At 47.1% G+C, this 20,972-nt stretch carries 27 protein-coding genes; 5 read left to right on the top strand and 22 right to left on the bottom strand.

All coding sequences use genetic code 11. The annotated features are described in order from the left end of the window. The 9 genes from ACP4IT_RS09525 to ACP4IT_RS09485 all read right to left on the bottom strand — a co-directional run bounded on the left by ACP4IT_RS09525 (position 1) and on the right by ACP4IT_RS09485 (position 5,452). Positions 1-1,023, bottom strand: a complete 1,023-nt coding sequence (locus tag ACP4IT_RS09525; protein ID WP_011667927.1) for a class I SAM-dependent methyltransferase — start codon at positions 1,021-1,023, stop codon at positions 1-3. 95 nt (positions 1,024-1,118) lie between these two features. After that, positions 1,119-1,271 (bottom strand): hypothetical protein, encoded by a 153-nt coding sequence (locus ACP4IT_RS09520; protein WP_011667928.1) that lies wholly within the window; start codon positions 1,269-1,271, stop codon positions 1,119-1,121. Between the two features lie 41 nt (positions 1,272-1,312). Then, a complete protein-coding gene (locus tag ACP4IT_RS09515) occupies positions 1,313-1,735 on the bottom strand; it encodes a prepilin-type N-terminal cleavage/methylation domain-containing protein (RefSeq protein WP_011667929.1) in 423 nt (140 codons plus the stop codon). Then, the gene (locus ACP4IT_RS09510; RefSeq protein WP_226769752.1) at positions 1,732-1,944 is read right to left on the bottom strand and encodes a hypothetical protein; all 213 of its coding nucleotides are present in this window, start codon (positions 1,942-1,944) and stop codon (positions 1,732-1,734) included. The genes ACP4IT_RS09515 and ACP4IT_RS09510 overlap by 4 nt, the downstream gene beginning before the upstream one ends. Then, entirely contained in the window at positions 1,916-2,365 is a 450-nt protein-coding gene (locus ACP4IT_RS09505) for a hypothetical protein (RefSeq protein WP_011667931.1), read from the bottom strand. Before ACP4IT_RS09505 ends, ACP4IT_RS09510 begins: the two co-directional genes overlap by 29 nt. Next, entirely contained in the window at positions 2,352-2,663 is a 312-nt protein-coding gene (locus ACP4IT_RS09500) for a competence type IV pilus major pilin ComGC (protein ID WP_011667932.1), read from the bottom strand. The genes ACP4IT_RS09505 and ACP4IT_RS09500 overlap by 14 nt, the downstream gene beginning before the upstream one ends. Beyond that, positions 2,656-3,714, bottom strand: a complete 1,059-nt coding sequence (locus tag ACP4IT_RS09495) for a type II secretion system F family protein (protein ID WP_015473563.1) — start codon at positions 3,712-3,714, stop codon at positions 2,656-2,658. The genes ACP4IT_RS09500 and ACP4IT_RS09495 overlap by 8 nt, the downstream gene beginning before the upstream one ends. Next, positions 3,644-4,609: a competence type IV pilus ATPase ComGA gene (gene comGA / locus ACP4IT_RS09490; protein WP_011667934.1), complete on the bottom strand. Its 966-nt coding sequence runs from the start codon at positions 4,607-4,609 to the stop codon at positions 3,644-3,646. Before comGA ends, ACP4IT_RS09495 begins: the two co-directional genes overlap by 71 nt. 105 nt (positions 4,610-4,714) lie before the next feature. Further along, the gene (locus tag ACP4IT_RS09485; RefSeq protein WP_011667935.1) at positions 4,715-5,452 is read right to left on the bottom strand and encodes a YebC/PmpR family DNA-binding transcriptional regulator; all 738 of its coding nucleotides are present in this window, start codon (positions 5,450-5,452) and stop codon (positions 4,715-4,717) included. A 278-nt stretch (positions 5,453-5,730) separates the two neighbouring features. Here ACP4IT_RS09485 and ACP4IT_RS09480 point away from each other — a divergent pair, with 278 nt between their 5' ends. Together ACP4IT_RS09480 and ACP4IT_RS09475 are read left to right on the top strand one after the other, a co-directional pair. Continuing rightward, positions 5,731-7,209 carry an ABC transporter substrate-binding protein/permease gene (locus tag ACP4IT_RS09480; protein WP_011667936.1) on the top strand — a complete coding sequence of 493 codons (1,479 nt, stop codon included), beginning with the start codon at positions 5,731-5,733 and terminating at the stop codon, positions 7,207-7,209. Further along, the gene (locus ACP4IT_RS09475; protein WP_011667937.1) at positions 7,202-7,942 is read left to right on the top strand and encodes an amino acid ABC transporter ATP-binding protein; all 741 of its coding nucleotides are present in this window, start codon (positions 7,202-7,204) and stop codon (positions 7,940-7,942) included. The genes ACP4IT_RS09480 and ACP4IT_RS09475 overlap by 8 nt, the downstream gene beginning before the upstream one ends. A 56-nt stretch (positions 7,943-7,998) precedes the next feature. Here ACP4IT_RS09475 and ACP4IT_RS09470 read toward each other — a convergent pair whose 3' ends face one another. Together ACP4IT_RS09470 and ccpA are read right to left on the bottom strand one after the other, a co-directional pair. Beyond that, on the bottom strand, positions 7,999-8,826 hold the full coding sequence (locus ACP4IT_RS09470; RefSeq protein ID WP_426855576.1) for a hypothetical protein: 828 nt from the start codon (positions 8,824-8,826) through the stop codon (positions 7,999-8,001). A gap of 148 nt (positions 8,827-8,974) precedes the next feature. Then, positions 8,975-9,976: a catabolite control protein A gene (gene ccpA, locus ACP4IT_RS09465; protein WP_011667939.1), complete on the bottom strand. Its 1,002-nt coding sequence runs from the start codon at positions 9,974-9,976 to the stop codon at positions 8,975-8,977. A 194-nt stretch (positions 9,977-10,170) separates the two neighbouring features. Here ccpA and ACP4IT_RS09460 point away from each other — a divergent pair, with 194 nt between their 5' ends. After that, positions 10,171-11,268 carry an aminopeptidase P family protein gene (locus ACP4IT_RS09460; protein WP_011667940.1) on the top strand — a complete coding sequence of 366 codons (1,098 nt, stop codon included), beginning with the start codon at positions 10,171-10,173 and terminating at the stop codon, positions 11,266-11,268. 83 nt (positions 11,269-11,351) lie between these two features. Here ACP4IT_RS09460 and ACP4IT_RS09455 read toward each other — a convergent pair whose 3' ends face one another. Together ACP4IT_RS09455 and ACP4IT_RS09450 are read right to left on the bottom strand one after the other, a co-directional pair. Continuing rightward, positions 11,352-11,714, bottom strand: a complete 363-nt coding sequence (locus ACP4IT_RS09455; RefSeq protein WP_011667941.1) for a hypothetical protein — start codon at positions 11,712-11,714, stop codon at positions 11,352-11,354. A gap of 21 nt (positions 11,715-11,735) precedes the next feature. Next, positions 11,736-12,140, bottom strand: coding sequence for a DUF948 domain-containing protein (locus tag ACP4IT_RS09450; protein WP_011667942.1), 405 nt, complete (start codon positions 12,138-12,140; stop codon positions 11,736-11,738). A 169-nt stretch (positions 12,141-12,309) separates the two neighbouring features. Here ACP4IT_RS09450 and ACP4IT_RS09445 point away from each other — a divergent pair, with 169 nt between their 5' ends. Beyond that, positions 12,310-13,191 (top strand): mechanosensitive ion channel family protein, encoded by an 882-nt coding sequence (locus ACP4IT_RS09445; protein WP_011667943.1) that lies wholly within the window; start codon positions 12,310-12,312, stop codon positions 13,189-13,191. A 560-nt stretch (positions 13,192-13,751) separates the two neighbouring features. On the opposite strand, the gene ACP4IT_RS09440 is transcribed toward ACP4IT_RS09445, so the two are convergent. The 6 genes from ACP4IT_RS09440 to murI all read right to left on the bottom strand — a co-directional run bounded on the left by ACP4IT_RS09440 (position 13,752) and on the right by murI (position 16,838). Next, on the bottom strand, positions 13,752-14,048 hold the full coding sequence (locus ACP4IT_RS09440) for an ArsR/SmtB family transcription factor (RefSeq protein ID WP_011667945.1): 297 nt from the start codon (positions 14,046-14,048) through the stop codon (positions 13,752-13,754). A gap of 13 nt (positions 14,049-14,061) precedes the next feature. After that, a complete protein-coding gene (locus ACP4IT_RS09435; protein WP_011667946.1) occupies positions 14,062-14,220 on the bottom strand; it encodes a hypothetical protein in 159 nt (52 codons plus the stop codon). Positions 14,221-14,375: 155 nt separating this feature from the next. Then, positions 14,376-14,864, bottom strand: a complete 489-nt coding sequence (gene cbpB, locus ACP4IT_RS09430; RefSeq protein WP_156646910.1) for a cyclic-di-AMP-binding protein CbpB — start codon at positions 14,862-14,864, stop codon at positions 14,376-14,378. 21 nt (positions 14,865-14,885) lie between these two features. Continuing rightward, positions 14,886-15,404, bottom strand: coding sequence for a YfcE family phosphodiesterase (locus ACP4IT_RS09425; RefSeq protein ID WP_011667948.1), 519 nt, complete (start codon positions 15,402-15,404; stop codon positions 14,886-14,888). A 2-nt stretch (positions 15,405-15,406) separates the two neighbouring features. Next, a complete protein-coding gene (locus tag ACP4IT_RS09420) occupies positions 15,407-16,006 on the bottom strand; it encodes an XTP/dITP diphosphatase (protein ID WP_024855093.1) in 600 nt (199 codons plus the stop codon). 1 nt (position 16,007) lies between these two features. Beyond that, complete coding sequence (murI, locus tag ACP4IT_RS09415) at positions 16,008-16,838, bottom strand: glutamate racemase (protein ID WP_226769751.1); 831 nt, start codon at positions 16,836-16,838, stop codon at positions 16,008-16,010. Positions 16,839-17,029: 191 nt separating this feature from the next. Between murI and ACP4IT_RS09410 the strand changes: the two genes are divergently transcribed. Beyond that, entirely contained in the window at positions 17,030-17,554 is a 525-nt protein-coding gene (locus tag ACP4IT_RS09410; RefSeq protein WP_011667951.1) for a YslB family protein, read from the top strand. 86 nt (positions 17,555-17,640) lie between these two features. On the opposite strand, the gene trxA is transcribed toward ACP4IT_RS09410, so the two are convergent. The 3 genes from trxA to ACP4IT_RS09395 form a co-directional block, all read right to left on the bottom strand. Continuing rightward, the gene (gene trxA / locus ACP4IT_RS09405; protein WP_011667952.1) at positions 17,641-17,958 is read right to left on the bottom strand and encodes a thioredoxin; all 318 of its coding nucleotides are present in this window, start codon (positions 17,956-17,958) and stop codon (positions 17,641-17,643) included. A gap of 88 nt (positions 17,959-18,046) precedes the next feature. Continuing rightward, positions 18,047-20,410, bottom strand: coding sequence for an endonuclease MutS2 (locus tag ACP4IT_RS09400; protein WP_011667953.1), 2,364 nt, complete (start codon positions 20,408-20,410; stop codon positions 18,047-18,049). A 24-nt stretch (positions 20,411-20,434) separates the two neighbouring features. Beyond that, on the bottom strand, positions 20,435-20,971 hold the full coding sequence (locus ACP4IT_RS09395) for a CvpA family protein (RefSeq protein ID WP_082265227.1): 537 nt from the start codon (positions 20,969-20,971) through the stop codon (positions 20,435-20,437). Position 20,972 lies beyond the last annotated feature (1 nt).

Genomic DNA, 20,972 nt, shown 5'->3' with positions numbered 1-20,972 from the left:
TTATTGACGATCCGTCAGTAGGTTTTGTTCTTCCCACTCGACGATTTCTGCGACAAATTTCTGAAACGCTGACTGATCCTTAAATGATGGGAACTCACCCAACATCACCTGCTCAACTTGCTTGGCATTAGCGCCTGGCTTTTGTAAGAACAAGATTGCCTTTTGTGCATTCGCATTGGCAAATAACTCACTTGGCAAGTTCAGCAGTCCTTGTAGATAGACATTATTTGGCAACCATTTCAACAAGCCCTTGGCCGCCTCAGTTTGAAACAGTTGAGTTGGTACCAAGAAAACACCAATTCCACCCGGCGTTAGCTGATTAACTGCTTGTTCCAACAATAGGTGGTGAACGAATGAGTGGCCTTCGGTAGCATGCGTTTGAAAGTTAGCCGCATTATCATCGATTGGATAATAACCAATCGGCAAATCAGCCACAATCAAGTCGCTGGCCGGAACCAGCAATTGTTCCAAAGCATCTTGGTGAATGAGCTCAACCGGTAACCGTTGTAAATCACTCGACGTCTGCGCAATCGCTAGCATGGTATCATCATTGTCAACACCATACGCCGCAATCTCACCCGCAATCACATCTTTCAATTGCGCCAATACCGCTGTCAACAAATTCCCAGTCCCCACCGTTAAATCAAGCACCGTCAAATGTTGTTTATTCTTTTCTAAACGTGCAACCAAATACCCCATAATATACGCAATCGTATCTGGCGTTAGTTGGTGGTTGGCTTGAATGTCATCAACTCGAATTGCCTTTAACATGGCCAATTGAACGGCCCGGCGAACCGTAGGCGCATCAAAACTTTGCCAATCGACTTGCTGATAAAGCGCCGTCAATTTAGCCACAGTTGGTGCGTCTGGTTTCCCGTCTTCAACTTGAACTTGCCCGTTGAGGAGATTATCTCCCGTTTCAACGAAGGCATCTAAATAAGATGTGCTTAGCACTGCTTGTAAGGTGGTCGTCGATTCATCTAACACCTTAAAGAGTGCTTCTGTCTGTTCTTGTGACAGCACGCTTCGCCTCCTTGTGAAATTGACCTGATTCGTTGTATCCGCTATCTATAGTACCGATTTTTCGAAAGTTATTCAAGCAATCTTTGTGGCTAATCCTATTTTAACGGCTTTACAGCGGTATGACTCGGTACTTTTTTCACATGCTTGGTCGTTTGCTGCTTCAATCGTCGCGTGGCTTGGTTATACTCCGTGATTAACCGCGTTGTGCTCTCTCGCCGGGCAGCTTGACCACTGACAACCAGTACCACTAATAGACTAATCCCCGCTAAGAAGAATAGTGCCCACAGCGTTAAGAATCCTTGCCGCGTAGATCCAGTAACACGTGCTGTGATGGTAATCCCTCCTGTTGAATCGTCATTTTTACCAATCCCGAATAAGGTGTTGCCTGCCACTTAACCGCCACCACATGTTTCAATAATGGGTAATAACCTTGTCCCCGGCTATTGGTTAATTTTAAAATCTGGCGGTGTAATGAGACATGCACAGTCGTTTGCCGCTGTTGATCCCACAATTTGAGAATAGTTCCGGTCGTCGAGCAAAACTGGTATTTCCCAGGTTGCTCCAAAACCCGGACCGCTTGATACCAAGCAACTGGATCATGTTGCAAGGGGCGCACCAACCGGCGATCCGTCCCGGTTGCCAATAAGAACAGGCCGCTCGCAACGACTAAAGCTAGTACGGCTTCAATCAGCGTAAATCCATGACGATTCATGGCTGTGCCTCAGCCCAAGCTAGCAATACTTGATCATGCCGATATCGAGCCTGCGTCAACTGCTCCTGACGTTGCTGGGCCAAATGTTCCGTTGTCAGTAACACGTGTTGGGCCGTTGTCACTGTCAAAGCGACAATACTTAACGCTAATAAGGCATCTGGCAGTAACCAGCCTTGTCGCTTAGTGCCGTTTTGATGTTGCACCCACATAAAAAATCGCCCCTCCTAATTGAAATGTCTGATACCACCACAAATGATTGGCCGTACTGAGCCACTCAACCGTCAAGGCTGGCGCTGCACCGGTCGCTGAAATTCCCCATTCATACGCACCCCCCCGCCACTTCAACGATTTGGGTGGCGTCAAACGATGTAATTCATGGTAGGGTGCCATCTGATAAAGCGTCAGTTCACCTGTCTGGCGATTGATTTTAACTGCTACCGGCCGTCGCTGCTGTTGCGCAACCTGACGACCCGCTGTCCACATTTGCTGCCAAGTAGACCAGAAGGCACGTTCAGCCATTCGCTGGTATTGTCGATGGCTTTGCGTTCCAACTAAAACGGTTAAGCTCAAGGTAATGACTAAAACAAGGAGCGTTTCATATAACGTAAATCCCCGTCTATTTTGATTCATGAATCGCCTGGTCATCTTTGATATGAATGCCCTCGCGTTTGGCTTGGGTTACCTGTTGGGGGGTCAAATACTTAGCCGCTTTAAGTTCTTGAAAGCTAACGGTCTTCGCGCCCTCATGATCATCCAAGTAAGCCGTTACTTGGCCCTGCACCACCGTCAGCATGGCCCCACCGTGGATGTGTTGGGCATGGCGCCGCTGACCATTCAAGTTGGGCAAAATAATTAGGACCAATAGGGAAATAATAAATAAAACAATCGTCATCTCAATTAGCGTAAACCCTCGTCGCCGCTTAATCATGGTAAACCTCCTGTAAATTCTGATACATCGGTAACAGTAAGGTTAAGTAAGCGCCCACGACCATCACAGCGACCACCCCCAGTAAGATTGGTTGAACTAGTGCCAGTAGTCGTTCACTTCGCGCGACCAGCTCACGGTATTGCAGCTCACTATATGCTTGTAATTCCCGACCCAATTGTGCGTGTGTACTACCTTTTTGAAGAAAGACGACTAATTGGACCGGAATATATGGCTGCCCACGCAACCAGTGCAACGGCGACTGACCAGTCATTAATTTCAGCTCCAATGCCTGGGCTAACTGGCGTAACAGCGCCTTATCGGGTAACTGATTTAAAACGCGTAACATTTGTTTCACACTCAAGCCACTTCTAATCAGTTGACTTAAATTGGCCGTCAGATAATAAGCATAATATGCCTGAACTAGTTGACCAACAAACGGAACTCGTAAATACAGCGTTGCCAGCCGTAACCGCGGCTGGCGATGCCACCACTGCCAAGCTCCTACTAGTCCTAACAAACAGCTACCACCGAGTCCCAGCCAACCGTACCAACCTCCTTGATTGCCAATCGATTGAACCGCTAAGTCCCCCTGAAGCTGCGGTAAAATGCCCACCTTCAACGTCACAAATAGGCCAAGCATACTCACCAATAGCCCTAGTGGATACATCAATAGTTGCTGAAAGCGACGACGCTGGGTTGCTGCCAAACGTAAAAATTGGGCCGCTTGTTGCAAAGCCGGTTGTAGATCACCATGGGCCAGCGTCAATCTTAATTGAAAATACACATTGGCTTGTAAGTAGGGTGCCAACACGTCAATTAACGGTGTGCCCTGTTCCAATTGCTGTTCAATCGTGGCTAGGCTACGGGGAAATTCGCCGGCCACAGTTCGTAGAAACGTAATGGCTTGCTTCAAAGAAAAGCCACTGGCTAACTGATCCGCCAACAACTGGCAAAACCGGGCCTGTGTCGCCAATGACCACTTACCCGGCTTGGAAACTCGCCGCTGTTTTGGCTGTAATATGTCCAGACTGCGCTGCTGTTTCAAGTGCATGCCGCCACCTTTCTGAAACGGTTGTCGTTTCTTGCCAAAGATCTGATTCAGTCAAGATATCCAGCAAAACGGCCGGGCCCTGCTGGATGCGAGGAATTAGTCGCTGGTAGCAAGCGGCCGTTAAGACTTGTTGTAACTGTGTGGCATCTACTCCGAGATCTAATAACCGATTCACCGTTCCAGCGGCACTTTTGGCATGAACCGTACTCAAAACTAAGTGACCACTCAACGCTGCACGAACCGCAGCCTGTGCCGTCACGGCGTCCCGAATTTCACCAATGATAAATGCATCCGGGCGATGACGTAAGCCAACCTTAATCAGGGTATCATAGGCCATACCAGCGGCTTCATTGACTTGTAATTGAATAAATTGCGGTTCCTTGATCTCCACTGGGTCTTCAATCGCTAGGACGACCGCTGTCGCAGCTAGCTTTTGCGCTGTTGTGTACATGGTGGTTGTTTTCCCCGCACCTGTGGGCCCGGAAAATAACATTAACCCGCGTTGTTGCGCCAATTGCTGTAGAACTCCGGCCTGTTGTGGCACTAAATAGGCATTTTGCGTCTGCTGATAAGCGTAAATTAACCGGATTACGAGTGACTCCTGATGCGCATAATCCCCAACGGTTGAGAACCGCAACTCGACTGGGTATGGCTTATGCCAGGTCAGTGCGCCTACCTGTGGCCGGCGACGCTCACTAACCGTCATATTGGCATGAAATTTGAAGTAAGCAATTAGTTGTTCCCCCACAGTCCGCGTCACGGTTTGCCACGTCACTACTCCCGTGACGCAACGTAAGCGAATTTGGAGTCCTGCTTTCACAGGCAAAACGTAAAGATCACTTGCGCGCTGCTCAATTGCCGTCGCAATCATTTGTTCAATCAACGTGTCGATCAATCTGCCTCACCTCCGGGTGCTTTTAGTTATCTCCGCAATCGCCATCGGTTAGCATTAAAATGCGTGAAAAAAAAAGAGACCCGCAGGCCTCTTTTTCTTCAAATCTTATTCAACACCTTCAGGCAACACCGCTGCTTCATAAATATCTGAAACATCATCGTTGTCTTCAAGTTCGTCAATTAAACCTTGGTATTGAGAAGCCTTAGCTTCTGGAACTTCGGTCGTGTTTTGTGGGAACATCCGCGCTTCAGCCGTATCCAAGGAATAACCCTTTTCTTGTAAAGCATCACGCACAGCCGTAACTGATGAAGGATCCGTATAGATCTTAAATGCGTCATCAGTCGTTTCCATGTCGTCTGCCCCGGCGTCAAGTGCGTCCATCAACATCGTATCTTCATCCGTATCAAGGTCTTCACGGAGGATCACAATGTAACCCTTCCGATCAAACATATATGAAACGGACCCTGCTGCACCCAGTGAGCCACCATGGTGCGTGAAGGCAGAACGGATAGCAGCCGCCGTCCGGTTCTTGTTATCCGTTAAGGCAGCAACCATGATTGCTGTCCCGGCTGGACCATAACCTTCGTAGGTGATTTCTTCGAACTTAGCGCCACCAACACCAGAAGCTTTATCTAAAGCCCGCTTGATGTTTTCTTTAGGCATGTTAGCTGCCCGCGCCTTGTCCATTTCCAAACGAAGTTGAGGGTTACCGTCGGGATCAGGACCACCTGCTTTTGCAGCTTGGTACAAATCACGTGAGATTTTTTGGAAAATTTTTCCACGTTTTGCATCCTGAGCATTTTTCCGGCCCTGGATGTTATGCCATTTAGAATGTCCTGACATCGTAACTCCTCTTTTCTAAAATTTATTCGAATATCCGTATAAAACAGACACTGTTTATATTAGCACTTACTCAACATTCATTCAATTACTAGGCCCATAAAATCGCTATTCATTTGAAATGTATAAATTTTTATAGATTTACCGTGTTATACGGACGTTACCGCTTTCATGTGCGAATAATTAGTGTATAAAAATAGATATATCAAAATAAAACTTGTATAAATACGCACTATCTATTATACTCGTTAGCAATAACAAAATTATTGAGGAGCTATTATATGAAAAAACACGTCATTTTAGTCCTTGCGTTACTACTGACGATGGTATTTGGCATGAGCACACTGACCACGAGCACGGCGCATGCAGCCACCGATAGTTCACTAACCAAGCTTCAAAAAAAGGGGACGTTGGTCATGGGAACCTCCCCCGACTACCCACCTTATGAATTTCAAGCTACTGTTCACGGCAAGACTAAGATTGTTGGAATGGACGTAGCAGTTGGTGAAAAGATTGCCAAGGATTTAGGCGTTAAATTGGTCGTTAAATCCATGTCCTTTGATTCTTTACTTGTGGCTTTACAAACAGGGAAAGTGGATATGGTAATCTCCGGGATGAACCCCACCGCCGCTCGGAAAAAAAGCGTTGATTTCACCCACACCTACTATCAGGGTGGCTATAGTATCGTCATCAACAAGAACGATAGGGGCATCTATAAAAATAAAGATTCCTTTGTCGGCAAGACCATCGGGGCCCAGACTGGTTCAACGATGTATAACGAATCTAAAAAGCAAACCTCAGGCACAACCGTTAAAGGTATGACGTCCGTTTCCGACCTCATTTTGGCCCTGCAAAGTCATAAGATCCAAGGGGTCGCCATGGAAAAGCCATCAGCTCAAGCCTACGTTGCGAACAACAAAGAACTGGCGGCGATTCCCAGCGATTTCAATCTAAATGCTTCGGATACGAGTGCCGCAGTCGCCTTCAAGAAAGGCTCATCGGCCCTCGTTCATGCAGCCAACAAATCTGTTGACCAGATTAAAACACAAAATCTAGTCAACAAAACTTACTTGCCAGCGGCTGGTAAGTATTTAAAAACTAATACCGTCAACACCAGTATGTGGCACTATTGGAAGGCTTTTCTAACTGGGGTTGAATATACGTTAATTATCACCGTTTGTTCCGTCTTCTTTGGTTTCATTCTCGGGGTCTTACTCGCCCTTGCCCGGATGGGTCAAGGTGGCGTCTTCCGGACCGGCTTACGTTGGTTAGCAACGGCTTACGTCGAATTTATTCGGGGAACACCCATGATGGTCCAGGTCATGTTCGTCTACTTTGGTTTAGGCCTCATCGTTAATTTGCCTGCACTGACCTCGGGGATTATCGCCATCTCCCTTAACTCTGGTGCCTACGTTGCTGAATACATTCGGGGAGGCATTAATTCCGTTGACGCTGGCCAGACTGAGGCTGCTCGTAGCTTAGGGATGTCCAGTGGTGCCACAATGCGTTACGTTATCTTGCCCCAGGCATTGAAGAATATCTGGCCATCATTGGGAAACGAGTTTATTACCTTAATCAAGGACAGTTCGATTGTTTCAATCATCGGGGTCTCCGAATTGATCTTCCAAAGCAATATTGTTCGGTCTGATACTTACCGTGGTGTTGCCCCAATTGCCGTTATCATGGTCCTTTACTTCATCTTGACCTTTACGGCTTCGCGAATTTTGAATTACTTCGAAAGGAGAATGCAACATGACTAAACCAATTATTGAGGTTAAAAACCTAGCTAAAAACTTTGGCAAAAACACGGTTTTAAAGGATATCACTGAAGACGTGATGCCTGGTCAAGTTATCGTGGTTATCGGCCCGTCTGGTAGTGGTAAATCAACCTTTCTTCGCTGTCTCAATCTCCTTGAAACACCAACCAGTGGTGAAGTCGCCTTTACCGGTGAAAATCTAACGACCTTAGATGCCAAACGAGTCAATGAACTCCGCGAACAAATGGGAATGGTCTTCCAAGGCTTTAACCTCTTCCCTAACATGAGCGTTCTCGAAAATATTAAGCTGGCACCCATGAAAGTCAAAGGTGTGGATGACAAGACCGCAACCCAACGAGCCCATGAACTTTTACAACAAGTTAATCTGGATGATCATGCCGACGCCTTCCCTAACAGCTTATCTGGTGGTCAAGCACAACGGGTTGCTATTGCCCGTGCGCTTGCGATGAACCCCAAAGTCATGCTCTTCGATGAACCTACTTCCGCACTTGACCCTGAAATGGTTGGCGAAGTACTCAATGTCATGCAAGATTTAGCGAATCAAGGAATGACGATGGTGGTCGTCACCCACGAAATGGGGTTTGCTAAATCCGTTGCCGATCAAGTCTGGTTCATGGCTGACGGCTACATCCAAGAAACGAATACCCCAGATGAGTTCTTTAGTCATCCCCAAACCGAACGTGCTCAAGATTTTCTATCAAAAATTTTAATTTAAAAAAAGCCACACAATTAGGAATTAACCCGATTGTGTGGCTTTTCTATTCACATCATTTAGGCGTTGCGGAATGTGCGATGACCCAATAATACAACCAAGCCAACAATTATTTCTGCGATACCCATAAAAATAATGACAGCCAACCCATTATGCCCAATCGTGGTGAGCAATGCGGCCACCGTTTGACTAGAACTGGTTACCACTAACGGTAACCCAACATAGCTCACCGCACCGGCTATAGTTGTCAACAGCCCGCCTAACGTTAATCCTGGCCCCAGACTAGCAAAAACGTGGTGAACACTTAACGCGTAAAAGAACGTCACGACTAGAAGTAATAACGTCGCAATCATCACCCACAAATTCACCTTCTGAGCGAATTGAACCTTGATTGCCGCTTGCTTCATCGCCGGGGTACCAAATGCCGCCTTAGCCAATTTTTCAGCCTGTTTCGCTATACGACTAATCACCCGATTAGAGGCCGTGGTGCCCATGGTAACCGCCTGACTACTAACCGCACTCGATAAATCAGCGTCATCCACTGATGTCGTGGGTGTTTGCCCATACAATTGAGCGACGCCCATCGCCAAATACGGTTGCGCCAGACTAGTTGTAATCGGTGACCCGGAGATCCCGTAACTTTGCAATTCATCATTTAATTGATTAATCACCATTTCCCCGGTTGTGGAACGAGAAACAACGCCGGCTGTGTACGTGGCATTAAAGATCGTAATCTTTAACCCTAGCGTCAAGGTCAGCAACAGGATTAAAAGCGCTAACCATCGAGCTAACGCTGGGCGCCGTTGATAAGAACTCGCCGACTGGGTTTCTTGTATCTCTGGTTCTTCAGTGGCATGATACCGTGCCATTCGACTATTGGCGCTCACTCCAGCACCTCCCATAAAGCAATTTCATTGTTTTCATTTTAGCACATCACCATTTTATCTGGGTTAAACTGACCTTAACCGTCTCTAACCTTAACCTTTTCCCAATTTTTGCCAAAATAAAAGGCACCGGTCCCCCGGTGCCTAGATATCACTTCGTTGAGCTCCGCTTCATTAACCCATAAGGTAAGATCACCGTGTTTTCCTCAACTGTTTCGTTATTCATCAGCTTCGTCAGCAACCGCATCGCCACCGCACCAATATCGTACAGTGGTTGTGTGATTGAGCTCATCTTGGGCCGAACCAGTTCCGTTAGCTTGGTATCGTTACTGGTAATCACTTCAAATTCACCAGGAACATCAACCCCCGCATCAGTCAAACCGTTCATTACCCCAGCGGCCAATTCATCATCACCCACAAATGCTGCCGTTGCACCCGCAGCAGTCAAGGCTGGTTCCAGTGATTGGCCCGCTTTATAGGTGTAGTCGGTTTCAAAGACCAACTTTTCATCATAGGTAATCCCAGCATCTTTCAATGCTTTCTTATAACCCTTTAACCGGTAATCATGATTGATGGCCTGATCCATTGGGCCAGAAACGAAGGCGACTTTTTTATTGCCGTGATCAATCAAGTTTTTAACGGCTTCTGCCACCGCCGCAACGTAATCAATGTTAACGCTTGGTTGGGCCTTTTCAGCATCCACGGAACCAGCCAATACAACTGGTGCCTTAGAACGCTTGAATTCTTCACGCAATTCGTCCGTAACCTGATTACCCATAAAGATAATCCCGTCAACTTGCTTAGCCATCAAGGTATTGAGCACTTGAACTTCTTTGCCACCATTTTCATCAGAGTTCGTCAAAATGATATTATACTTGTACATCATCGCAATATCATCAATTCCTCGCGCTAATGAAGAGAAATAGGCGTTCGTCACGTCAGGGATGATTACGCCCACCGTGGTCGTTTTCTTGCTGGCTAATCCACGTGCAACGGCGTTAGGCCGGTAGTCCAACCGATCAATAACTTCTAAAACCTTTTTCCGTGTGGCCGGTTTGACATTCGGATTGCCATTAACGACCCGGGAGACGGTAGCCATTGAAACTGCCGCTTCACGGGCCACATCGTAAATTGTTACAGTTTGTTTTTCCATAGCGATAGCCCTTTCTTCCTTGTTTTGATTTGTTTTCATCCGTTTTCAAGCAACTTGACCAGTATACAGAACCTCGCCGATTCGTGCAACATTGAAAACGTTTTCAAATCAAAGAATACCTTAATTTCATAGAATTTTCAAGCCAGATTGCTGCATATGGTATAATTAAAGTACTTTTTGAAGGGGTGAATTGAATGACGAAACTTGAACAAATCCAGCAATGGACCGCACAACACCACGCTAGTATGACTTATCTGAGCAATCCCAAGACCATCGAGTACCTGACGGGCTTTGGGAGCGACCCAATCGAACGGGTTCTGGCCTTAGTCGTCTTCCCCGACCAAGACCCCTTTATCTTTGCGCCAGCTCTTGAAGTCGAAGTCATCAAAGAAACGGGATGGCAATTCCCAGTCATTGGTTACTTGGATCATGAAAATCCTTGGGCTATGATTGCGGACCAAGTTAAGCAACGCCACGTGAACCCAGAACACGTGGCCATTGAAAAGGGTCAACTACAAGTTGCCCGGATGGAAGCCCTCGCAGCGCAGTTTAGTGCACCTAGCTTTGACCTTGACATCACCAGTTTCATTGAACACATGCGCTTGATTAAGTCTGCCGATGAAATCAAGAAGTTGGAAATTGCCGGTAAGTGGGATGACTTTGCCTTTGAACATGGCTTTGCAGCAGTGAAGGCCGGTAAGACGGAGCAATCAGCCGTTGCCGAGTTGCAGTACGCTTTGATGAAGGAAGGCATTATGGAAATGTCTTTCGGTAGCCTCGTTCAGGCCGGTGCCCACGCCGCTGAACCACATGGTGCCACTAACGATACCAAATTTCAAAACAATGAACTGGTCCTATTCGATTTAGGGACGGTCTATGACGGTTACATTTCTGATGCGTCACGAACCGTTGCTTTGGGGACACCAAGTGCTAAAGAAAAGGAAATCTACGACGTCTGTCTGGAAGCCCAATTAACCGCACAAGCCGCCGTTAAACCAGGGATGACTGCCGCTGAGCTGGATAAAATTGCCCGCGACATCATTACCAAGGCGGGTTACGGGGAATACTTTATTCACCGGCTCGGTCATGGCATGGGTATGAGTGATCATGAATTTCCTTCCATTATGGCGGGAAATGACTTGGTTCTGGAACCAGGCATGTGCTTCTCCATTGAACCAGGCATCTACATTCCTGGCGTTGCTGGGGTACGGATTGAAGATTGTGTTCACGTTACCGCTGATGGTAGCTTACCCTTTACACACACGTCAAAGGAACTCACTTACGTGGGATAATCCTTTAAAGGACTGGTTAACCAGTCCTTTTTATTTTGGGCAATAAAAAGGGATTAACCGACTCGTTAATCCCGCAATCATGCTTATTCAACTGGCTTTTCTGGCACATCATCAGCACTAGGTGTCGCTGCATCGGCCGTTGCCGTTGCTTCATCGCTACTCAAGACAATATCGTCATCCGCATCAGCGGCCGTTTCATCACTAGCGGCATCATGCCAAGCTGGTGCATCTGCTTTGTTAGCCAAGCGTTCGTCCAAGGCTTCCTTAAAATCGTCAGCAGCGTCAGCAGCATAAAAGGCGTAATCAATGGCCCGATCCTTTAAGGCATTGTAACGGTCACGCGCAGCGTCCTTTAAGGCTTCGCGTTGTTCCAAATCTAAGGCGTGATAAGCCGCATAGGCTGCCCCACCCAATACCAATCCTGCCAATAACTTGTGTTTTGCCATATTGATGACTTCCCTTCGTGATTAGTTCTTGTTTTTGCGATTCCGATACAAATCAAAAGCGGTCTTGCTGACACGTGCGGCCATCGACGTTTTTGCCGTCTTCTTAGCCGTCACGCCCACGCGATCCGTTAAATTACGGGTCGCCGTATTCAGATCTGAGACACTTTCACCGAGATCAGCGGCAGCCTGAAATACGGGATCAATCGTGGCAACCTTTTTATTCACGTCCGTCAGCAGTTCATTCGCATTAGCCATAATATCCTCGGCTTGGTGACTAATGACATCAATATCTGACGTCATCGACTTCATTGAGCGATTGACCTCACCCAACGTTTTATTCATCTTTACTAAGAACATGCCAATGAAGAGAACCAAGATCAAAAACGCAATTGCTGCGATCAGGCCCGCTACTTGTCCACCGGTCATGACAACCCCTCCTTGTGCTTCATTACTTACCAATAGAATAGCATTCTCACCGCTTACACGCAATTAATACTCTGCATTTCACCACCATTTATTTACAGTGGGCTGGGCGTGTCTTAAAAAATCTGCTAAACTGAGGGATAAATGACTTCAGCTAAAGGAGACGCAAATCGTGACCAGCTTAGTAACCTCCACCGCCACTTCGAGTAAGTGGCTGCAACATTATTTAAGTTCCTTTGACTGGGAAAAATTCTGGCACCTGATCACCAGTCGCTTTTTAAGTTTAATTTTCCTCACCCTGTTGTTCTTCGTGATTAACGTTGTGGGCAAATGGATTCTCCATCGCTCATTTAAACGCTACCTCAAGCCCGCAGCAGACGGTACTGGCAGCAATCGGCTCCAGACGATTAGCATGCTCAGCCTCAATCTTTTTCACTATACGGTGCTCTTCTTTTGGATTTACGCCCTGTTATCAACCTTGGGTGTGCCCGTTGGGACGTTAGTCGCCGGCGCTGGGATCTTCAGTCTAGCTTTAGGACTCGGAGCCCAAGGCTTTGTCAGCGACCTTGTCACTGGTATTTCCATTCTATTAGAACAACAATTCGATGTGGGTGATACAGTCAAGATTGGCACGATTGAGGGCACCGTCACAGCCATGGGCTTGCGAACGACTCAAGTCACCGGGGCGGACGGTACCATCAATTTCATCCCCAATCGAAACATTACTATTGTGGCGAACCGCTCGCGCAACGATATGCGTGCCACCGTCAATATTCCAATTGCCCCCACCACACCGGTCGAACAATTGCCAGCAATCATTCGAAGCGTCAATGAGCGCTTAATGCCGGAACATCCCAGTGTCATTGGCGAACCGGCGTTAACTGGTGTCGTCACCTTGCCCACTGGCGAGTTGGTCTACCAGGTGATTGTCGTTGCCAAGAGTGGAAGTCAGTTTGCTCTTCAGGCAACCTTTTTGACTGCCTATTTAAAAGCCATTCGGGAGGCCGGTATTCATTTACCGACCCATACGCCAGCACCAGTTGCTGGTCAATAATGCGTCTCAGAAAAGGGACTGCGATATAAGCCCCTAAAAATTAGGCGACCAGCGAAAATCTTTGAATTCTCGCTGGCCGCCTTTTTGTGATACTGTGAGATAGTGTCGATGGCTTTTTGTATAAAGGCTATTATGTTAAAGCCCATTTTAAACCAATTAATTCCCACTAGTTAACAATCGTGCGTGCCACAACCCCAGCAGCCATGATCATCACTGGCGCCACCATGACTAAGGTTCCGGTCCACGGTAATAATGCCAAATTCTGTCGTCAGCGCATCGACCTGTCTGTCCAACGATTTGAAAAAACTGCGGCAGGAAGAGCCCCCCGTATATCGACGCATAAAAGAACCCCAGCGAGGTTAGTATCAAAATCCACTTGGTTTGAGTCCCTTGTCTGTTCATTGTCCATTCCTTACCTTCTGCCATGAACGTCTTTCAATCGCGATTAAAATAGTTCAAATATTTTTGAACTATTTTACCATACCATCCCGGTTAACGGCTGATAAGCAAAAACCGTTATAAAAAAAGTGATACCGTTTCGGCACCACTTAACCACGTTACTATCGTTGCCTATCCGCAAAAAAATCCGTGACGTAAGTTTGAAATACTACGGGGTTCAACTGCACGTATTTTTCACGGGCTTCTTTACGCGCCGTAATTAAACCTGCATTCTGTAACAACTTAAAATGATAGGTGCCTGACGTCTTACTAATCTGGATGGCCTGTTGGACTTCACCACAGGCCACCTCATGGTCAAGCTGTTTTAAGTAATGGACGATCTTCAAGCGGACCGGATCAGCCAACGCTTTAAAAACTTTAAGCTGTTGCTGCGGATCAACTTGCTGTTTTCCTGCCATTAGCTAACCTCCCTTAACGGTCCAGTCGCCACCAGTCGACCGTACAGAATATACTCAGCGCGAATAAAATAACAAATGAGGCAAAATGCCCTGCCCCTGTGGCGGCCATAATAGCTAAACCAATGGTAAAGAGCCACAAAATTGCAATGAAAACGCCTAGAATAATTTTCATAGATCACGTCATCTCCCATCCGAATTTATTTCTTTTTTGTTTTCATTCAATCGAGTCCAGATATTAACCACAACCTAGATCACCAAACACACAAAAACGTGAACTAAAGTTATTTTAACCATCAGCCCACGCTCCTAGATTAGTGACATGCTACTTCAGTCGATATTGTCCGATAAGACTTGTCGTGGTATCACCTCATAATTCTCATCCAAATTATGTGCCAAGTAATTAACACGTTTTAAGATCTCTCGGCGCGTAATAATCCCTTGAAAAACCTGCTGTTCATCAATCAATGGGATGAACGGTTCATCAACTAAGTAACTTAAAATGGTTTCCAACCGTGCTGGATCATCCACCCAATGTTCTACTGGCCGCATCGCATCTGCTACCGTGTAGTTACTTAATTGTTCAACAGCCGCGCCTGGAACCTTTAACAATTGGTCGGTAATCGCGGCTAACGGTAATAACCCTTGCAGGTGATCATCCGCATCCAACACAGGAATCCGCGTATAGCCAACCTTAGATAACACCATCAGGGCGTGTTCTAGCGTATTGGTGGCCGTCACATTGGCTACCACCTCAGCAGGAATCACATAACTTTTCGGGTTCTTGCGTAACATCTGCTCGACAGCAGGGTCAATCATAGGTGAGTCATCCTTTCTGCGTTAGGGCCGCTTAAAACTAAAATCAAGATCGGTAACTGGTTGGGCATCGCGTGTATAGTATTGCACGTCCCAGTGATCCGCAGTTACCGTAACCACCGCACAGGTGCCGCCCAATTGGCGATACTCACCTCGCGGCTGACTGATACTTCCGGGATTGACAAAAACGTGCCCACCAACTACTTCCGCCGCCAATTCATGCGTATGACCAAAGAACACCAGGTCTGCTTGCACTTCATCCGCATGCAGCTTTAGCTTGGTTAAATCCCAGTGCACGGCATCATAATGTCCATGGGTCAATAACACCTTACAGCCATCAACTGTAGGCGTTTCGACTAGCGGTAATTCACTATCGAAGTCCATGTTACCTTGAACCACATATGCCCCTTTGAACCAAGGATCGGCTGCTTCCATCTCAGAATCACCACAGTGAAATACTGCATCCGGCTTTAGTGCCTGCCGTAAACTAACCAATATCTCACGATCACCATGATTATCACTAACTACCAACCAACGTGCCATGCTTAGTCCTCCCACCATTGATCAAACTGCGGCAACATCGCTGCTGTGGCCTTGGCCCGGTGACTGTGCTGATTCTTCTGGGCTAATCCCATCTCAGCAAAGGTCTGGCCTTCAGCGGGGACGTAGAATAAGGGATCATACCCAAAACCATCGGCTCCCCGCGGTGCTGTCAGAATTTCACCACGAACTTCACCCGTTGCCACTAACTTTTTACCATTAGGCTTAATCAACACGAGTGACGTGTGAAAAGCCGCCCCGCGCTTCTCGGCGGGAACATCATGCAACTCTGCCAGCAATTTCGCATTATTCTTAGCATCATCGTGATCCCCCGCATAACGCGCGGAATAAATACCAGGTGCCCCGTTCAAAGCATCTACCATTAAGCCAGAATCATCCGCTAGTACGGGCAACTGAGTTGCTTGGGCCACTGCTGTCGCCTTTAAAGTTGCATTCTCAGTAAACGTCTGACCCGTTTCAGCAACCTGATCCAGTGTCGGAAAATCAGCCAGCGTTTTGACCTGCAAGCCTTTCGGTTCAAAAATAGCGCGGAATTCACGGGCCTTCCCCGCATTATTGGTGGCAATTACAATTGTGTTTGTCATTTTAGTTAACCTCCATCGGGGTTGTCAGCTGAGCAATAGACACGTGCTTCGCTGGCATCGGTTGCTGATCCAACCACTGACTAGCTAATGTATCAAAGTGAGCCGTCTCCCCCGTGGTAAAGAACTGGGCCGTTCCACGCGTTGTGGCTGGGTTAAGTAACCCGTGCGTCTTTAAGATAGCCGCCGTTTGTTCCGCAGTTGCTAAGCCGGGATCCACCAAGGTCACCTGTGAACCCACAGCGTGCTGAATAGCGCTTCGCAATAATGGAAAATGCGTACAGCCCATCACCAACGTATCAATTTTCTTATCCATAAGTGACGCCAAGTTTGCCGCTACTACGGACCGGGCATGCGTGGTCGTTAAGTCATTTTGCTCAGCCAGCGTCACCATTTCCGGACAAGCCACACTAAAAATTTGACTATTAGGTGCTGCTGCTAAAATATCTCGCCGATACTGGTCACTCTTAACCGTTCCGGCCGTTGCAATCACCCCAATTCGGTGATTACGGGTTGTCTGCACCGCGGCCTGCGCACCCGGTGCAATAACGCCGATTACCGGAATGGGCAATGTTTGCTGCATCGTTGTTAGAGCCGCTGCGGTTGCCGTGTTACACGCAATCACCAACGCTTTGATTCCTGCTTGTTGGCGTAAAAATTGTGCAATTTGTTTGGTAAACATTGTGACCTCAGCCACCGAGCGTGGTCCATATGGCAAACGCGCCTGATCGCCCAGAAATACTGTATTTTCAGTGGGCAACAACCGTTGAACTTCCTTTAAGACGGTCAAACCACCGACCCCTGAATCCATTAGACCAATCGAATCATTTTGCATGAAACAACGCTCCTTCTCGATTTACTTGAAACTATATTATCGCCTTTTTATGAACCGGTTTCAAGTTACAGCCATTTAAAACTGTCATACAGACGTAAAAAATTGTTAAATTTCTGTCATCAAGAACTTCGCGAAAAAATTACGGTATAATGAAATTATATGAAACTATTCGGATGAAGGAGTCTACCATCGTGAAAAACTTATATCAAACCGCTATGCAGGATGCTGCCGGCGAAGCAAATTTTCCACAATTATTACTGCGAGAAGCACTTTTACCGGAGTTATTAGGGGAAGATCAGGGTGCCATTACGTATTGGGCGGGCAAGTCACTCGCCCGTCGGTTTCCAGTCGGTAACCCACAAGACGCTAGTGCGTTCTTTGCCCAAGCCGGATTTGGCACGCTAACGATGGTGAAGCAAACGGCCCAGTCCACGCGGTGGCAATTAAGTGGCGACATTGTCCGCTTACGTAAAACCCTTAGTGGTGACGAAGCTTTCACGCTGGAAGCTGGGTTTCTCGCTGAAATGATGGCCCAACAACTGGGGGTTGCTGCCGAAGCTGAACTCGTCGATACACCACGCAAACTGCAAAACCAAGCGGTAACTTTTGAAGTCTACACCGATCCCACAGACGTTATTCCGGACTACGATGCGCCACAACCGCTGACCATTAATCATCCAGAGTCGATGACTGATGACGACGCCACCACGGACTAAGCGTCAAAATATTGGGAGTCGAAGCAGGCGTTCCATTTCAAATTCTAATGAAAAAGCGTGTCGGATAATCCGACACGCTTTTATTATTACAGGTATTGATCCAAGATCTTCTTTAATTGATCCTTTGAGTGGTAACCCACAATTGAGTCCACTACGGTGCCATCTTTCTTAACCAGCAACGTTGGGATACTCATGATCCCAAAGGATTGTGGTGTATTTGGGTTAGCGTCAACATCCATCTTGTTGAATGTGACTTGATCGCCCATTTCGTCGGCTAATTGTTCGACGACAGGTGATTGCATCCGACAAGGACCACACCAAGTTGCCCAAAAGTCAGTTAACGTCACGCCCTTAGCCGTATCTGCTTCAAAGGTTTTATCCGTTGTTTCTACTACTGTTGCCATAACCAATTACCTCCCTAGTTCTCAATACAAGCTTTAGTCTACCAGAAATAACCAAAATCACAACTAAATTGCTTACAATTTGTTAGCCTTACTTAAAGTGCACAACCGTTGAACCATCGCCACCGGCATTAGCCGGAGAAAAACCGAAACTTTTAATTCGATTATTACGCTTCAAATAGTCCGTAACACCCTTTCGAAGTGCCCCCGTCCCTTTCCCATGAATGATGGTAACGGACGGATAGCCAGCCAACAGGGCCGAGTCAATGTAACGATCAACCTCTGCCATGGCTTCTTCATATCGGTGCCCTCGCAAATCCAACGTTGCGGACATGCCGCTTGATCCACTACGTTTGACACTAGCCCGTGGTTGTTTAGCTGATTTAGCCGGATCTTGGGCCTTTTCCAAGTCATTGGTCGCGATCTTCATCTTCAAGATTCCTAGTTGAACCTCCCAATGCTGGTCGTCCAACTGCTCCATCAAGACACCAACCTGTCCATATGACTTCACTAAGACGCTATCGCCCTTATGAAAGTCAAGCTTAGCCTTTTCTCGCCGCAGTACGCGATTTTTCTTCAGCTTACTATCCTGCTGTAAGGCGTTCAGTGCCCCTTGAGCAGCGATCAATTCATCTTCCTTGACCACGCTCTTACCAGCAGCCAACTGCTTTTTACGGAGATCTGAAATAATCTGATTAGCCCGCTTACGGGACTCATCGACTAATCGGTTAGCTTCGCGCTTAGCATCTGTCATCAATTGATCCTTCTGGTGCTGGTAAGCATCGAATTGTTTTTTCAGTTGGGCATGCAGCTCATCCGCCTCGGCTAATTCTTGACGTAACCGTTCCGCGTCCGCATCCGCATGCCGCTTTTGTTCCGTCAAATCAGAAATCATCGCATTTAGGTCCTGACTGTCCTGATCGGTCAAGCCACGTGCCGCAGCAACAACCTGTTCAGGCATCCCCAACCGAGCGGCAATATCCAAAGCATTGCTTCGTCCTGGAATCCCAATCAGCAAGTGATAAGTGGGTTGTAACGTCTCACCGTCAAACTCCATACTAGCATTAATCGTTTCTGGTCGGTTGTACCCATAGGCTTTAAGTTCCGGGTAGTGAGTGGACGCCATGACATAACTCCCCAGTGTCCCCATTTGATCCAAGATGGCAATCGCCAGTGCGGCCCCTTCTTGTGGATCGGTTCCGGCACCCAACTCATCAACAACAATTAGACTGCGTTCATCGGCCTGCCGCAAAATAGCAACAATGTTTTCCATATGCCCTGAGAACGTACTCAAGCTTTGTTCGATCGATTGTTCATCCCCAATATCGGCAAAAATATCATCGAAAATACCAATGACACTATTTTCATTGGCCGGGATAAAGAGACCCGACTGCCCCATTAATTGAACCAAGGCCAACGTTTTGAGCGTAATCGTTTTCCCACCCGTGTTGGGTCCAGTAACGATGATGGTCTTGTAGTCGCGACCAATGGTAATGTCGTTAGCAACGACTTTCTTGGGGTCAATCAATGGGTGCCGTGCTTGACGCAAATTGACCTGATTGTCCTCTGACAACTTAGGCTCCGTTGCCTTTAATTGATGGGCGTACTTCGCCTTGGCATTAATAAAATCAAAATGCCCGAGAATTTCTGAATTACGCAGAATTTCTGCTTGATAGGGGTCTAACAATGCCGTTAACTCTGCCAGAATTCGCTGTTCTTCATGCCGTTCATCAATTTGGTTTTGACGCAAGCGATTGTTAAGACCCACGACCGCTTGCGGTTCAATAAATAACGTCTGACCACTTGCGCTTTGATCGTGGACAATGCCACCGAACCGTTGTTTATACTCTGCGCGGACCGGAATCACATAACGTTCGTCACGAATCGTGACAATGGTCTCACTGAGATACTTGGCGTCCTTGCCCCGGGTATATTGGTCCATCGTCTGACGAATTGCCACTTCTGTTTGGGCAATGTGTTGTCGAATCTGCCGCAAGGCTGGTGACGCCTCATCGGTGATATGACCGTCACCCTCTAAGGAGGTTCGTAATCGCCGAGTCACGTCGGGTAACGTCACCAACTCTTTGACCACGCGATCTAAGCGCCGCAAGGTAATTTCTTTTTCCGTCAAATCGCGGAAAAACTTAACCACCGAGCTAGTCGTCCAGAGCACCCGACTGATTTGCGCCAACTCTAACCCATTCAAAGCCGCTTCCATAGCTAGTCGGTGTAAATGTGGCCGAATATCATCCAATTTTGGTAACGGAATGCCATTTTCCAATCGGTAAATATCCGCACCATCGCGAGATTCATCTAACCAAATCTGTAATTGTTTTGCATCTGCTGTGGGGGCTAGTTCGGCCAGCTCATGCTGTCCAGCTGCCGAGACCAGATACCCTCGTAGCGCCTGTTTAATGCGCTCGTATTCCATAATCTTAAGTGTTTTTTGATTCATCGGATTCTCCTCTCCCGAATCAGTCTACTGTTCGTGTTCAGTCAGCCACCAGTTATAGACCTGTTTGGATAAAAATGGGGTCTTCTTAACGATCCATTGCGCCACTGGCGACTGCTGGTAACTGGTTTGAAAACTGGTATTGGGTAATAAGATCAATAGGTTCAATGTCAAAAAAATCACGACATAGCGAATCACTAAATTAATCAGGCCACCCGCTAACGAGTTAACTTGATGAATGACCGGTAACCACGTGACCTTGTTAATCCCATAGGCCACTCGCCGAACGATAAAATAGCCCACGGTTAAAATCGCCGAAAAGGCTAGACCATTAAGAAAAAAGCTACTGCTTTGGCTAGCAGTCACCGCACTTACCGAACTGTTCAACGAAACCTTACCAATAAATTGCCCAATTCCAGCCGCCAATGGTTTGGCGCCAAAGCGGGCAATGACCCAAACAATCAAATAGCCCACGGTTTTAATCAGTTGCAAAACGAGTCCTCGGCGATAGCCCCGCCGAAAACCCAGAACGAGGATTGCTAAAATTAGTAAGCTTAAGACCAAA

This window comes from Levilactobacillus sp. LN180102, assembly GCF_050106635.1.
In the GTDB taxonomy this organism is placed as follows: Bacteria; Bacillota; Bacilli; order Lactobacillales; family Lactobacillaceae; genus Levilactobacillus; species Levilactobacillus brevis.
The sequence above is the reverse complement of the archived record's forward strand: the minus strand, read 5'-3'. Positions and strand labels throughout refer to the sequence as shown.

What these genes read in the sequence shown, in the direction of transcription:
- ACP4IT_RS09515 (WP_011667929.1), bottom strand. Translation starts at nt 1,735, where the DNA reads ATGAATCGTCATGGATTTACGCTGATTGAAGCCGTACTAGCTTTAGTC.
- ACP4IT_RS09510 (WP_226769752.1), bottom strand. Translation starts at nt 1,944, where the DNA reads ATGTGGGTGCAACATCAAAACGGCACTAAGCGACAAGGCTGGTTACTG.
- ACP4IT_RS09505 (WP_011667931.1), bottom strand. Translation starts at nt 2,365, where the DNA reads ATGAATCAAAATAGACGGGGATTTACGTTATATGAAACGCTCCTTGTT.
- ACP4IT_RS09500 (WP_011667932.1), bottom strand. Translation starts at nt 2,663, where the DNA reads ATGATTAAGCGGCGACGAGGGTTTACGCTAATTGAGATGACGATTGTT.
- ACP4IT_RS09495 (WP_015473563.1), bottom strand. Translation starts at nt 3,714, where the DNA reads ATGCACTTGAAACAGCAGCGCAGTCTGGACATATTACAGCCAAAACAG.
- ACP4IT_RS09485 (WP_011667935.1), bottom strand. Translation starts at nt 5,452, where the DNA reads ATGTCAGGACATTCTAAATGGCATAACATCCAGGGCCGGAAAAATGCT.
- ACP4IT_RS09480 (WP_011667936.1), top strand. Translation starts at nt 5,731, where the DNA reads ATGAAAAAACACGTCATTTTAGTCCTTGCGTTACTACTGACGATGGTA.
- ACP4IT_RS09475 (WP_011667937.1), top strand. Translation starts at nt 7,202, where the DNA reads ATGACTAAACCAATTATTGAGGTTAAAAACCTAGCTAAAAACTTTGGC.
- ccpA (WP_011667939.1), bottom strand. Translation starts at nt 9,976, where the DNA reads ATGGAAAAACAAACTGTAACAATTTACGATGTGGCCCGTGAAGCGGCA.
- ACP4IT_RS09460 (WP_011667940.1), top strand. Translation starts at nt 10,171, where the DNA reads ATGACGAAACTTGAACAAATCCAGCAATGGACCGCACAACACCACGCT.
- ACP4IT_RS09455 (WP_011667941.1), bottom strand. Translation starts at nt 11,714, where the DNA reads ATGGCAAAACACAAGTTATTGGCAGGATTGGTATTGGGTGGGGCAGCC.
- ACP4IT_RS09450 (WP_011667942.1), bottom strand. Translation starts at nt 12,140, where the DNA reads ATGACCGGTGGACAAGTAGCGGGCCTGATCGCAGCAATTGCGTTTTTG.
- ACP4IT_RS09440 (WP_011667945.1), bottom strand. Translation starts at nt 14,048, where the DNA reads ATGGCAGGAAAACAGCAAGTTGATCCGCAGCAACAGCTTAAAGTTTTT.
- ACP4IT_RS09435 (WP_011667946.1), bottom strand. Translation starts at nt 14,220, where the DNA reads ATGAAAATTATTCTAGGCGTTTTCATTGCAATTTTGTGGCTCTTTACC.
- cbpB (WP_156646910.1), bottom strand. Translation starts at nt 14,864, where the DNA reads ATGATTGACCCTGCTGTCGAGCAGATGTTACGCAAGAACCCGAAAAGT.
- ACP4IT_RS09425 (WP_011667948.1), bottom strand. Translation starts at nt 15,404, where the DNA reads ATGGCACGTTGGTTGGTAGTTAGTGATAATCATGGTGATCGTGAGATA.
- ACP4IT_RS09420 (WP_024855093.1), bottom strand. Translation starts at nt 16,006, where the DNA reads ATGACAAACACAATTGTAATTGCCACCAATAATGCGGGGAAGGCCCGT.
- murI (WP_226769751.1), bottom strand. Translation starts at nt 16,838, where the DNA reads ATGCAAAATGATTCGATTGGTCTAATGGATTCAGGGGTCGGTGGTTTG.
- trxA (WP_011667952.1), bottom strand. Translation starts at nt 17,958, where the DNA reads ATGGCAACAGTAGTAGAAACAACGGATAAAACCTTTGAAGCAGATACG.
- ACP4IT_RS09400 (WP_011667953.1), bottom strand. Translation starts at nt 20,410, where the DNA reads ATGAATCAAAAAACACTTAAGATTATGGAATACGAGCGCATTAAACAG.